The organism is Pseudomonas sp. EL_65y_Pfl2_R95 (genome assembly GCF_963971045.1).
Taxonomy (GTDB): domain Bacteria; phylum Pseudomonadota; class Gammaproteobacteria; order Pseudomonadales; family Pseudomonadaceae; genus Aquipseudomonas.
This window is the reverse complement of sequence record NZ_CAXAOV010000003.1, coordinates 528,262-541,193: the sequence shown is the minus strand read 5'-3', so window position 1 is coordinate 541,193 and position 12,932 is coordinate 528,262. Positions and strand designations below refer to the sequence as shown.

Here is a 12,932-nt window from a genome sequence, read left to right as displayed (position 1 = left end):
CTCTAGGCCAAATAGCGTTGGAACCACTCCAAGGTTCGGGCCCACGCCAGGTTGGCAGCGGCTTCGTCATAGCGCGGTGTCGAGTCGTTGTGGAAACCATGGTTGGCACCCGGATAGATATATGCCTCATACGTCTTGTCAGCTGCTTTCAATGCCTTCTCATAGGCAGGCCAGCCCTCGTTGATGCGCGTATCCAGTTCACCGTAGTGCAGCAGCAAGGGGGCCTTGATTTTCGGCACATCGGCGATATCGGCCTGGCGCCCGTAGAACGGAACGGCAGCCGCCAGTTCCGGATACGCAACAGCAGCGGCATTGGCCACGCCACCGCCATAGCAAAAACCGGTAATACCGACTTTACCGGTGGTGAGTGGGTTATCCATAAGCCATTCGATGGCCGCGAAGAAGTCGTTCATCAGTTTCTTCGGGTCAACAGTCTCCTGTAGCGCCTTGCCCTTCTCATCATTGCCCGGGTAACCGCCAACTGAGGTTAATCCATCCGGCGCCAGCGCAATGAAGCCAGCCTTGGCAACGCGCCGGGCAACATCCTCGATATAGGGGTTGAGCCCGCGGTTTTCATGAACCACCACTACCGCAGCACGCTTGCCGGTGCCGTTGGCTGGGCGAACCAGATAGCCGCGCACACTGCCGTTGCCATTGGGCGATGGATAGGTGATGTATTCAGCAACGATGTCCGGGTCGGTAAATTCCACCTGCTGTGCTAGCGCATAGTTGGGACTCAAGGCGGCCAAGATACCGCTGGCCGTCAGGCCGCAGACGGCGGTGAATGCCCCGGCACGCTCAAGAAAATCCCTTCGGCTTATCTTTCCATGCGCATAGAAATCGTAGAGTTCAAGTAATTGCGGAGAAAAATCGTTAGCGGTTAGTCGGGCCATCCCTTTGCTCCTGTTTGAAATTGGCTAATAGCTGATAATTGATCGGACAACTGGGCCGTAGTCGGATCACCTTCACTTTTGACTACTCTTTGGGTCAAGCCAGGTCGGCACCACATGCAGCACCAATACCGTCATCAGCGTTGCAAGTATGGCGGTGGCTTCAAGCCCTAAACCGACCGTTACACCTATGGCTGCGGCAGACCAGAGTCCTGCTGCTGTGGTTAAGCCTTTGACGTCTGAAATACTGTGGCCTTTAAGGATAGTGCCCGCACACAGAAACCCGATTCCAGAGGCAATACCCTGAATGACCCGGCTCAATGCGTCTTCGCCAGCACCTTCTTGCTCCAGCGCCAGCACAAACAGTGCCGCCCCGACACACACCAGCATATGGGTGCGTATCCCGGCCGCTTTCCCCGTGACTTCTCGCTCATAGCCCAAGCCTCCGCCTAGCACTATGGCGAGTAACAGGCGCAGAGCCGTCCTTGTAAGCCGCTCGACCTCACCGAGATCGGAGAACTCCTCTTGCAAGGTAAGCAAAATACGTTCAACAACACCCATCGTTCATCTCGCTCTTATTATTTTTGGTAACGCTTAAGCAGCAGTGACCTGGCACATCTGCAGAGCGGGAAAACGATGAAGTCAGGCTTGTAGGGCGTAAACACTGAGCAGTTGTCCCTACGCATGAGCATGCTAGCGCTCATCAGCCTCCGAGCTGGGTTGTGCACTTTCAGTGCAACCGCAGCCGGGCTTTCTGCATTCCATTCCGTCAGGGTGGCCCTGTGCACAAGCTGCGCAACAGTAGGCGAGCCCGTCACGGGATAAAGCGTTTGCGTCAACTTCACAGTTACAGTTTGGGCAGGAGCAGGTTTTAGTCGGCATGCTTGATTCCTCCGCAATGGAATTAACAGCGTTGCTTTTAGTTGCTTTCAAAAAACAACGCATGCACCAAATTGAGAGTATTTGAAGCTAAGAATAGTTCTAACGCGCCAGCATCTGTGAATAGTTGTTACTAAAGATGAACACGTCCGCAGTCGCCGAGCCCCAGTTGTGCCGTGCGAAAAACCGAAATTACGACGACGAGATATCGAACCTTGGTGCGGACCGGCAGGCTATTGCGACCCTGATTTTGCGCAGCAGCCGAACCATTGCCTGCCTTGAAGCGTCCGAGCTAGAGCATTGCATTGATGCATATCACTCACCTGAGGTTTCCATTTGAAAGCGGCCCTGCTCAAAAAATACCGTCTGATTATCAAAACTCTGGGCTACGTCGGCTGGTCACTGTTCTGGTTATTGATCTGGGATATCGCAGTCACTGTGGACTTTATGCTGTTTCTGGAGAACAAGATAAAACTGCCGTTGATGCCTTTGACCTTATTGGGTTCAGCCTTGGTCGTGCTCATCAGCTTTCGTAATAGCAGTGCCTATAACCGTTGGTGGGAAGCTCGGACTTTGTGGGGGGCCATGGTCAACAGTTCGCGCAGCTTTGCCCGCCAAGTTCTGACGTTGGTCGATGACCCGGGCAGCGAAGTCAATCCGATGAAATCAACCCTGCTGCGCCGCCATGTTGCCTATGTGAATTGCCTGGCAGCGCATCTACGTGGCAAACCTTGCCCTGACGAGGTGCGGGCATTTATTCCCAGCGCTGAGTTTGCCCGCTGCGGCACCACCAATAACTTTGCCAACGACATTCTCAACGGCTCGGCCGCCCTGCTGGCTCGGGAATACAAGGCTGGGCGACTGGACAGCATTCGTTTGGCGCGTTTGGAATCAACCTTGGTCGACTTGTCTAACAGCCAAGGCGGCATGGAGCGCATCGCCAACACACCGCTGCCCTACCCTTATGTATATTTTCCCCGGCTGTTTATTTCGCTGTTTTGCCTGATTGTCCCGGTAGGGCTGGTCGAATCGTTAGGCTGGTTCACACCACTTGCATCAACGGTGGTGGGTTTTATGTTGCTGGCTATTGAACAAATAGGCACTGACTTGCAAAGCCCGTTTCACAATAGCGAGCATCAGATCCAGATGGAAAGCATCTGCGAAACCATTGAGAGGAACCTGCAATCGATGCAGCGTGATGCGCTCTGTGGCGAGCAAGGGATTCCCTGGAAAAGGTAGCGGGCGACGGGCGAACAAGGCAAAAAACTGCGAAAAAGCGGAATTTGCGCACTGTAAATCTGCATCTAGTGTTGTCTTTAACGCAGTAATACCTAGCGCAGTAGTTTTTCAGAGGTTCCCAAGCAGTGGCAAACATGTAGAAGCCATGAACAGCACACTTGCACCGGTTGAACCCGCAGGGTAAATGTGCCTGCTTTCAATACAGTCAGCCGTCTGAAAGTGGGTACATATTTGAACGCGTAATAGGAAGATCAACCCTGAATATTAATACCATGAACATATGTAGCCTTAACAAAGCAATGGGGTAATAGCCTTTTATGGCGATTATCGAACACCCTTTGCCATCTAAGAATTAGTTCAAACACCGTACAATTTATTAAAACTGCAACCATCTGATTTAGATGAAAAAAGACCGCCTAAAAAAGGCGGTCAAAATATCCAAAGGATTGATGAAGGAGCACTGCACTGCTGATGCAAAGCAATGCAGGTTTGTAATTCATCCAGCTCAGAATACTGACAATCGGATCGGCCTGGTCATTGCAAAGATTGATAGTAACTATCACGCACATCGAATAGGCCGTTGCTTGAATGAATGTTATTTATTTGCCGTCGCAACGAACGACACAGCTTACAAAACGATTTATTTAGCCTTTACCCCTGCCTTTTATGCGTTCTCCTATCGGCCTGATTCAGGAAGATGGGCGGCCAACACCTGTAAACAACTATTAGAAAATCGCTAGGAGCAGCTATGTTCAGCAAAAAATTAATCGCAATCGCCTGTGCGTGCAGCGCGATGGGGACTACCGGTGCTTTCGCGAGCGAGCAGTCAGAATCGAAAGGCTTTGTCGAAGACAGCAGCCTGAATGTTCTACTGCGTAACACCTATTTCAATAGGGACTACAAAGACGGCGTCAACGACGCTAAAACCTGGGGTCAGGGCTTTATCGGAACCTTCGAGTCAGGCTTTACCCAGGGAACCGTAGGCGTTGGCGTCGATGCCTTCGGCCTGTTGGGGATCAAGCTGGACAGTGGCCGGGGTCGTAACTACAGCGCGATGTTCGACACTGACAGTGATGGACGCCCGGTCGATGACCTCTCACAGGCTGGCGCGGCGGTCAAAGTCCGCCTGTCCAATACCGTGATCAAATACGGCAACCAGTTCCCTTCTCTGCCGGTGCTGGCCTATGACGATAGCCGTCTGTTGCCGCAGTCGTTTACCGGCACCTTGGTCACCAGCCAAGAAATCGAAGGCTTGGTACTCAATGCCGGGCGCTTTACTGCCGACAGCCCGATGGGTCAGCCGTCACGCGACCCCAACCACTTGAAAAGCATTGATGTGGCAGGTGGTAGCTATGCCTTCAATGAGAATCTGAGCGCTGCGCTTTACTACTCGGATGTCGAGGACGAATTCGAAAAGTCTTACGCAAATCTCAACTACAACATTGCGTTATCGGCTGAGCAGGCACTGAACTTCGACTTCAACCTCTATCACACCGACTACGACGACGGCTCGGTTGCCGCACAAGACTTCGGCGGTGATGGCACGGGTGACGCCAACAACATCTGGAGCTTGGCCGCCAAGTACAGCCTTGGTGCACATGCATTTATCATTGCTCACCAGCGCAGCTCGGGTGATGCCGGTTATGCCTACGACTACGGCGACGGTGGTAGCACCATTTATTTGGCTAACTCCTATTATTCCGACTTCAACCTGAAAGATGAAAACTCATGGCAAGCCAGTTACGAGTTGGATTTCAGTGAATATGGCGTGCCCGGCCTGCGCTACAAGTTTGCCTATGTTCGCGGTGACAACATCGACAGCGGCACTGGCAGTGACGGCACTGAACGCGAAATCTTCAACCAGGTCAGTTACGTGCTCCAAGACGGCCCGGCCAAAGACCTGTCGTTTCGTTTGCGTAACTCGATTTACCGCGCCAGCAACGACGTCGGCCCTGATCTGAACGAAGTCCGTGCCTTTATTGAATACCCGCTGAGCATTCTCTAAACGGCCAAAACTGCGTCGGGAGCTCCTATCCCGGCGCAGCATTCACGCCTACCCTTCTTCTGCAGTCGTGCCTATTGGGCCATGGCTGTCCTTTGCACGCCGCGCCGATGGCGAAACCTGCGCGCACAGCTAAGCTTTATCCTGTTGGTTGCGCGTTTAGATCCGCGACATCACGCTATACACACCACCGGGCATCAAATGCCTCAGCTGTGGTTGTCAGGCGTGCAACAAGTCGCTTTCAGGATGTGCAAAGTCGTACAGGCGCTACCGCCGGTCAGCGGCAATGGCAAGCTTAATCCCTGCCCCCGGATCAGGTGCATTAAAGATACCCGGCCGAAGGGCATTGATGGCGCGCTGTCAGATCACGCGTGCGTGAAGCCACCGCCAAAACTCCGAACAACGGGTCCGTGAACTCAGTGTGTTCGAGATGCCGAGGTCCCTTTTATGCCTGCTGAATCTCTCCACCTGCCCCTCATTAAAAGCGTCCTTGCCCGGGAAGTGAACACCCCGGGTGGCCTGTTGCCTATTCTCCATGCCATTCAGCAAGATGCAGGCTATATACCGAATACAGCTGTGCCTGATATCGCCCATGCGCTTAATCTCAGCCAGGCCGAAGTGCAGGGCGTGATCAGTTTCTACCACGATTTTCGACGCTCACCACCTCCGCGCCATAGCCTGAGGCTGTGTCGGGCAGAGTCATGCCAAAGCATGGGTGCCGAGGGATTAGCCAAGCAGCTCAGCCAACGACTTGGATTAGACGCACAGGGCATCAGTGTCGATGGTCAGGTCAGTGTGCAGCCGGTTTACTGCCTGGGCGCCTGTGCGTGCTCGCCAGCCATGGAAGTTAATGGTCGTTTGCATGCGCGCCTTACCCCTGAGCGCATGGCAGAACTGGTGAACCGCTGCCTGGAGGATGGCGCATGCTGAAGCTATTTCTGCCCTGTGATTCAACCGCCTGCGCTGTGGGTGCGGATGAACTTGCCCACGCCCTGACGCAAGAGGCCGAGCGCCGCGCTTTGCAAATCGACCTGCAGCGCACCAGCTCCCGAGGCTTGTACTGGCTTGAACCTATGCTGGAACTGGAAAGTGATAAGGGACGCCTCGGTTTCGGCCCACTCACTCGCGATGATGTGCCTGCTTTACTTGATGCCTTGATCGCTGATCACGCGCACCCTCCACAGGCATTGGGTCTGGTTGAAGACATTCCATACCTGAAGAGCCAGCAACGCCTTTTGTTCGCACGGGCAGGCATTACCCGGCCACTGTCGCTGGACGACTATATGGCCCATCAAGGCTTTAACGGGTTAGCCAAGGCTATCGGCATGGATGGCGGCGATGTCGTGACTGCCGTGCTTGACTCAGGCTTGCGCGGCCGCGGCGGCGCAGCTTTTCCTGCGGGCATCAAATGGCGAACGGTGCGTGAAGCTAACGCGGCGCAGAAATTCATTGTCTGTAATGCTGACGAAGGCGACTCCGGCACCTTCGCCGATCGCATGCTGATGGAGGGTGACCCGTTTTTATTGATTGAAGGCATGGCCATAGCCGGTCTCGCCGTTGGCGCGAACAAAGGGTATATCTACGTACGCTCAGAGTACCCGAACGCGATCAGTATGCTTAACCAGGCACTGTTAATCGCTCGGCAGGCGGGTTATCTGGGCAATGATATCTGCGCCAGCGGGCGTGACTTCGAGATAGAGGTCCGGGTTGGCGCAGGGGCCTACATTTGCGGTGAGGAAACCGCCCTGCTTGAGTCGCTTGAAGGCAAGCGCGGCGTGGTGCGTGCCAAACCACCACTGCCAGCTCTGCAGGGTTTGTTTGGCCTGCCGACCCTGGTCCACAACGTGCTCACGCTGGCGTCAGTACCGGTGATCATGGCTTCAGGCGCGCAGTTTTACCGCGACTTTGGCATGGGACGCTCATTAGGCACCATGCCCTTTCAGCTGGCTGGCAATGTGCGTTATGGCGGTTTGGTCGAGCGCGCCTTTGGTCTCACCTTGGCAGAGCTGATACAAGACTACGGCGGTGGCACAGCCAGTGGCCGACCATTAAAAGCCGTACAAATTGGTGGCCCTTTGGGTGCCTGGGTACCACCTGAACAATTCGACACACCCTTGGACTATGAAGCCTTGGCCGCTGTCGGGGCCATGCTCGGTCACGGAGGCGTGGTTGTGGCTGACAATAGCCTGGATATGGCGCAGATGGCGCGCTTTGCCCTGCAATTTTGCGCCGAGGAATCCTGCGGTAAATGCACCCCTTGCAGGATCGGTTCGACCCGCGGTGTTGAAGTGCTGGATCGACTTATCGCCAGCACCGCCTCTGCCGACCGCGAGCAGCAGGTCCAGTTATTAGGGGACCTCTGCGACACCTTGCAATATGGTTCACTTTGCGCACTCGGTGGCATGACCTCATACCCCGTATCCAGCGCCCTCAGGCACTTCCCTGCCGACTTCGGCCTGGCCGCCCCGGAGGCCACCTTATGATTACTGTTTTCGATCCAAAGCACGATATCGACTTCGGCACGCCTGAGCGCCACAGCGAAACACAGGTCAGCCTGACTATCGACGGCCGTGAGATAAGCGTGCCTTCTGGCACCTCGGTTATGCGTGCGGCGGCGCTGCTCGGCACAACCATTCCCAAACTCTGCGCCACAGACAGCCTGGAAGCCTTTGGTTCCTGCCGCATGTGCCTGGTGGAAATCGACGGCATGCGTGGCTACCCTGCCTCGTGCACCACACCAGTGGTTGAAGGCATGGTGGTGCGCTCGCAATCAACCAAGCTGGCGACGCTACGGCGTAATGTGATGGAGCTGTATATCTCCGATCACCCGCTCGATTGCCTGACCTGCTCGGCCAATGGCAATTGCGAGCTGCAAACCGTGGCGGGCCAGGTTGGACTGCGTGAGGTGCGCTACGGCTACGAAGGCGCCAACCATTTGAATGAGAGCAAGGACCTCTCCAATCCTTACTTTGACTACGACCCCAGCAAGTGCATCGTCTGTAACCGTTGTGTACGCGCCTGCGAGGAAACCCAGGGCACCTTCGCCCTGACAATCACCGGCCGTGGCTTCGATGCCCGAGTGGCGGCTGCGGGGGGTGATAACTTCCTTGATTCTGAGTGTGTATCGTGCGGCGCCTGCGTGCAGGCCTGTCCGACTGCCACGCTGATGGAAAAGAGCGTGATCGAGCTGGGTCAACCGGAACGCAGCGTTATTACCACCTGCGCTTACTGCGGTGTGGGCTGCTCATTCCGGGCGGAAATGAAGGGTGATCAACTGGTGCGCATGGTTCCGGATAAAAACGGCCACGCCAACCACGGCCATTCTTGCGTAAAGGGTCGCTTTGCCTGGGGCTATGCAACCCATCCGGATCGCGTCACCAAGCCGATGATTCGCAAGCATATCGACGATCCCTGGCAGGAAGTCAGCTGGGACGAAGCGGTCAGCTACGCGGCCAGTGAACTGCGCCGTATTCAGCTCAAATACGGGCGTGATTCCATCGGCGGCATTACCTCTAGCCGCTGCACCAACGAAGAAACCTATCTGGTGCAAAAACTGGTGCGCACTGCCTTCGGTAATAACAATGTCGACACCTGCGCCCGGGTTTGCCATTCGCCCACCGGTTATGGCTTGAAGCAAACCCTGGGAGAATCCGCAGGCACCCAGAATTTCGATTCAGTCATGCAAGCTGACGTGATACTGGTGATGGGCGCTAACCCAACCGATGCCCACCCGGTGTTTGGCTCCCAACTTAAACGTCGGTTACGTCAAGGCGCGCGGTTAATAGTCATTGATCCTCGGCGCATCGACCTGGTCGACTCTGCCCATGCCCGGGCGGAACTGCACCTGCAACTGCGCCCCGGCACCAACGTGGCCATGCTCAATGCCTTGGCCCATGTCATAGTCACCGAGCATCTGGTCAACCAGCGCTTTGTCGACGAGCGCTGCGAGGATGCCGACTTTGCCCGCTGGCGCGACTTCGTCAGCCAGGCCGAACACGCACCCGAGGTTTTGGGCCCGGTCTGCGGCGTGCCGGCTGAACAGATACGCGCCGCCGCACACCTCTATGCAACTGGCGGTAACGCCGCCATTTATTATGGATTAGGCATTACCGAACATAGCCAAGGCAGTACGGCTGTCATGGGGATTGCCAATTTGGCGATGGTCACCGGCAATATCGGCCGTGAAGGCGTTGGGGTTAACCCCCTGCGTGGACAGAACAACGTGCAAGGCTCATGTGACATGGGCTCCTTTCCCCATGAGCTGCCCGGTTATCGCCATATCTCCAACGAGGCCGTGCGTCGTGAGTTTGAGCAAGCGTGGAATGTCACCCTGCAGCCAGACCCGGGTTTGCGCATTCCAAATATGTTCGAAGCGGCACTAGACGGCACCTTCAAAGCGCTTTACTGCCAAGGAGAGGATATCGCCCAGAGCGATCCTAATACCCAGCACGTGACGGCTGCCTTGGCGGCGATGGAATGCATTATCGTGCAGGACATTTTCCTTAATGAAACGGCAAAATTTGCCCATGTATTCTTACCGGGCAGTTCTTTCCTGGAGAAAGATGGCACCTTCACCAATGCAGAACGGCGGATAAACCGGGTGCGCAAGGTAATGGAACCACTGGCGGGCAAGGCCGATTGGCAAGCAACAATGGCATTAGCCAATGCCCTGGGTTACCCAATGGATTACCAGCATCCGGCACAAATTATGGATGAGATTGCCCGTCTGACACCAACATTCAGCCGGGTAAATTATGCTGAACTTGACCGTCATGGCAGCCTGCAATGGCCATGCAACGATGCGGCACCAACGGGCACCCCCACCATGCATATCGACCAGTTTGTTCGGGGCAAGGGGCGTTTTATGCTCACCGGCTACATCCCTACCGATGAGAAGGTCAACAGCCGCTACCCTCTGTTGCTGACTACCGGGCGGATTCTCAGCCAATACAATGTAGGCGCCCAGACCCGTCGCACTGAAAACGTGACCTGGCACGAAGAAGATCGCTTGGAAATCCACCCTGCCGATGCCGAGAGCCGAGGCATTAGTGACGATGATTGGGTGGGCATCGGCAGCCGCGCCGGGCAAACGGTGCTGCGTGCCAAGGTCAGCGAGCGAGTCGCTCCGGGCGTGGTTTACACCACTTTTCATTTCCCTGAGTCAGGCGCCAACGTGATCACCACTGACAACTCTGATTGGGCGACCAACTGCCCGGAATACAAGGTCACAGCAGTCGAGGTGGTGCATGTAAATCAACCCTCTGCTTGGCAGCAGCGCTATCAGGCATTCAGTGATGAGCAACAACGGCTGCACAAGCAACGTCGCCTTGCTTCACGAGCAGAGGTGGGTAAATGAGTACTGAAAGTCTGATCAAAATGGCCAATCAAATTGCCCGGTTCTTTGCCAGCGAACCCGATACGGCGCTGGCGGTGCGCAGTGTCCGGCATCACATGCAGAGCTTCTGGACACCGGCCATGCGTCATGAATTAAGCGCCTGGCAGCGCGAACACCAAGGGGAGGCGCTGCACCCCTTGGTTCAGGCGGCGCTGACTGAGCCAGCGCTAAACTGACGCACGCTGATGGCGATGTCTAGGCGTGGCGGCGGCCGTGCTCTTTTAATACAAATATCAACAAAGCCAACAGGGGCAAGGCTGCGCCAGCAATTACCACGCCTTGCCATCCCGCGGCCTCATAAAGCGGACTGGCGATTGCCGAACCAATGGCGCCACCGATAAAGATAGTGGTCATGTACAGCGCATTAAGCCTTGCGCGGCTATTTGCATCGAGGGCATAAACGGCTCGCTGGCCCAGCACCATATTCATCTGGCAGGCAAAATCCAGCAGCACGCCGGTCAGGGCTAAGCCAATCACGCTATAACCGGGCCCGGTCCAACCGATCAAGAACGCGCCGCCAGCAATGATCATTGCCGCCCGTGAAGCGTGTCGGGTATGACCGGCATCCGCCAGTCGTCCGGCAATGGGCGCAGCAAAGGCCCCTATCGCACCGACCAAGGCAAATAGTGCGATTTGGCTTTGCGACAAACCATAGTGGCGCATCAACTCGATGGGCGCAGCAGTCCAGAACAGACTAAAGCTTGCGAACATCAACCCCTGATACAACGCCCGTTGACGCAGCACCGGCTGTTTTTGCAGCAGTGTCAGCAGCGAAGCCATCAGGTTGCCATAAGAGGCCTTATGGCTAGGCTGACGTTTGGGAATGGTCAGCGCCATCAGCACAATAATCACCAGCATCACCCCTGCCGCGCCGATAAATACCGTGCGCCAGCCAAAGTGATCTGCCACCAGGCTTGATACCGGTCTAGCGAGCAGTATGCCCAGCAACAAACCGCCCATGATATTGCCAACCACCCTGCCCCGGCTTGATTCGGGTGCCAGGTGTGCCGCCAATGGGATAAGCATCTGCACTGAAACCGAGCTGAATCCGATCAGCAATGACAGCGCCAGAAATACGCTGGGTTGGGTCGACAATCCCGCTGCTAGCAAACCTGCGCCGGCAATCAATGCCGTGCCAATCATCAGCCGGCGATTTTCAAAAAGGTCGGCCAAGGGCACCAACAGCAACAAACCCAAGGCGTAGCCAATTTGGGTTAGCGAAACGATAAAGCTGGCAGCCTTTGAAGAAAGCCCGATATCCGGAGCGATCAACTCGACAATGGGTTGTGCGTAGTAAAGGTTGGCGACAATGGCCCCACAGCAGAAGGCAAACAGCGTAACCAATCCACCGGTCAAGGTTTGTGACGTCGCCGATGGCCGCACAGTCGTTGCTTCACTCATAGCTGATATCTCTTGGTAATAGGTACAGGGGCCGGCATCGGCAAATCGATCGCCAAGCCGGCCAGAGACCAAAGGTTGTTAATTGATCGGCTACCACGATAGTGCGTACGGGCGAGCTGGAGAATGGGCCGGCGTCGCAACTCAGCATTGCGTACAGCGCAATGATCCAAGTGCGGCTTCAGGCCGTTTTCGCAAGGATCTCCTCAAGGAAATTGATAAAGACCTTCACCCGAGTCGACAACCTATGATTGGGCAGGTACAACACATTTATGCTTGAACTCACCTGCCCTGGCGATACCTGATAGGCCGCAAAAAGACGAACCAGGCGACCTTCACTGACGTCAGCCTTGACCAGCCAATCAGCGAGCAAGGCAATGCCACATCCTTCGAGTGCCGCCTTGCGCAGGATGTCAGCATTATTACTTCTCAGCCGGCCGTGGACAGCGACATTCAGCGGTTCATTACCGCATTGAAACACCCAGCTTTGCTTACCGTTACCAAAATCAAAAGTCAGGCACTGATGGTGCAAAAGATCCGTTGGATTTTCCAGTGGCGGTTGTTCAGCCAAATATTCGGGGCTGGCAATGGCCCATCGTTGAAAATGGCCAATGCTGCGACTGACCACATCATCATTGACCAAAGCCGCCCCCAATCGCACAGACAGATCGATACGCTGGCTGAATAAATCAACGATCTCATCACTCAAGGTCAAATTGATTTCCAACTGCGGATAACGCGAAAGCAAGGTGTGAAGATGGGGTGCAATAACCCTGCGGCCGAATTCAACCGGAACACTCACCCGCAACACGCCCACAGGCTCATCGCCCTGGTCATTGACCTGAGCATCGGCATCCGCAACAGCCTCTAGAATCGCGCGGGCCTGGTTGTAGTAAGCAGCACCGGCGTCAGTGAGGCTGATCTGCCGTGTGGAACGGTTGAGTAGGACGCAGCCCAGATCATCCTCAAGTGAGTCAACCAGCCGGGTAACTGTGGATGTCGCCACCTCAAGCTTGCGCGCGGCGGCTGAAAAGCCCTTGGCCTCGACCGTTTCCACAAGCATGCGCATCGCCAAGAGTTTATCCACGTTTGCCGCCCCTCACGCACCGGAGCCCCTAAGTTAGCGCTA

General features: G+C 55.5%; 11 protein-coding genes. 6 read left to right on the top strand and 5 right to left on the bottom strand.

Going from position 1 to position 12,932, the window contains the following annotated elements:
- Positions 1 to 2: 2 nt before the first annotated feature.
- From yghX to AACY09_RS13245, 3 genes are all read right to left on the bottom strand, one after another.
- A complete protein-coding gene (gene yghX, locus AACY09_RS13255; RefSeq protein ID WP_339488614.1) occupies positions 3 to 893 on the bottom strand; it encodes a YghX family hydrolase in 891 nt (296 codons plus the stop codon).
- Positions 894 to 965: 72 nt separating this feature from the next.
- Complete coding sequence (locus AACY09_RS13250; RefSeq protein ID WP_339488612.1) at positions 966 to 1,451, bottom strand: MgtC/SapB family protein; 486 nt, start codon at positions 1,449 to 1,451, stop codon at positions 966 to 968.
- Positions 1,452 to 1,583: 132 nt separating this feature from the next.
- Positions 1,584 to 1,772, bottom strand: a complete 189-nt coding sequence (locus AACY09_RS13245; protein ID WP_339488610.1) for a metallothionein — start codon at positions 1,770 to 1,772, stop codon at positions 1,584 to 1,586.
- 333 nt (positions 1,773 to 2,105) lie between these two features.
- Here AACY09_RS13245 and AACY09_RS13240 point away from each other — a divergent pair, with 333 nt between their 5' ends.
- The 6 genes from AACY09_RS13240 to AACY09_RS13215 all read left to right on the top strand — a co-directional run bounded on the left by AACY09_RS13240 (position 2,106) and on the right by AACY09_RS13215 (position 10,581).
- Positions 2,106 to 3,008, top strand: coding sequence for a bestrophin family protein (locus AACY09_RS13240; protein ID WP_339488609.1), 903 nt, complete (start codon positions 2,106 to 2,108; stop codon positions 3,006 to 3,008).
- Between the two features lie 748 nt (positions 3,009 to 3,756).
- Positions 3,757 to 5,013, top strand: coding sequence for an OprD family porin (locus AACY09_RS13235; protein WP_339488608.1), 1,257 nt, complete (start codon positions 3,757 to 3,759; stop codon positions 5,011 to 5,013).
- A gap of 444 nt (positions 5,014 to 5,457) precedes the next feature.
- Positions 5,458 to 5,940 carry a formate dehydrogenase subunit gamma gene (locus AACY09_RS13230; protein WP_339488607.1) on the top strand — a complete coding sequence of 161 codons (483 nt, stop codon included), beginning with the start codon at positions 5,458 to 5,460 and terminating at the stop codon, positions 5,938 to 5,940.
- Complete coding sequence (locus AACY09_RS13225) at positions 5,934 to 7,493, top strand: formate dehydrogenase beta subunit (RefSeq protein ID WP_339488605.1); 1,560 nt, start codon at positions 5,934 to 5,936, stop codon at positions 7,491 to 7,493. Before AACY09_RS13230 ends, AACY09_RS13225 begins: the two co-directional genes overlap by 7 nt.
- Positions 7,490 to 10,366 (top strand): formate dehydrogenase subunit alpha, encoded by a 2,877-nt coding sequence (gene fdhF / locus AACY09_RS13220; RefSeq protein WP_339488603.1) that lies wholly within the window; start codon positions 7,490 to 7,492, stop codon positions 10,364 to 10,366. The genes AACY09_RS13225 and fdhF overlap by 4 nt, the downstream gene beginning before the upstream one ends.
- Positions 10,363 to 10,581 carry a formate dehydrogenase subunit delta gene (locus AACY09_RS13215; RefSeq protein WP_339488602.1) on the top strand — a complete coding sequence of 73 codons (219 nt, stop codon included), beginning with the start codon at positions 10,363 to 10,365 and terminating at the stop codon, positions 10,579 to 10,581. Before fdhF ends, AACY09_RS13215 begins: the two co-directional genes overlap by 4 nt.
- Before the next feature lie 19 nt (positions 10,582 to 10,600).
- On the opposite strand, the gene AACY09_RS13210 is transcribed toward AACY09_RS13215, so the two are convergent.
- Positions 10,601 to 11,806 (bottom strand): MFS transporter, encoded by a 1,206-nt coding sequence (locus AACY09_RS13210; RefSeq protein ID WP_339488601.1) that lies wholly within the window; start codon positions 11,804 to 11,806, stop codon positions 10,601 to 10,603.
- A gap of 178 nt (positions 11,807 to 11,984) precedes the next feature.
- A complete protein-coding gene (locus tag AACY09_RS13205) occupies positions 11,985 to 12,890 on the bottom strand; it encodes a LysR family transcriptional regulator (protein ID WP_339488600.1) in 906 nt (301 codons plus the stop codon).
- Positions 12,891 to 12,932: the final 42 nt, after the last annotated feature.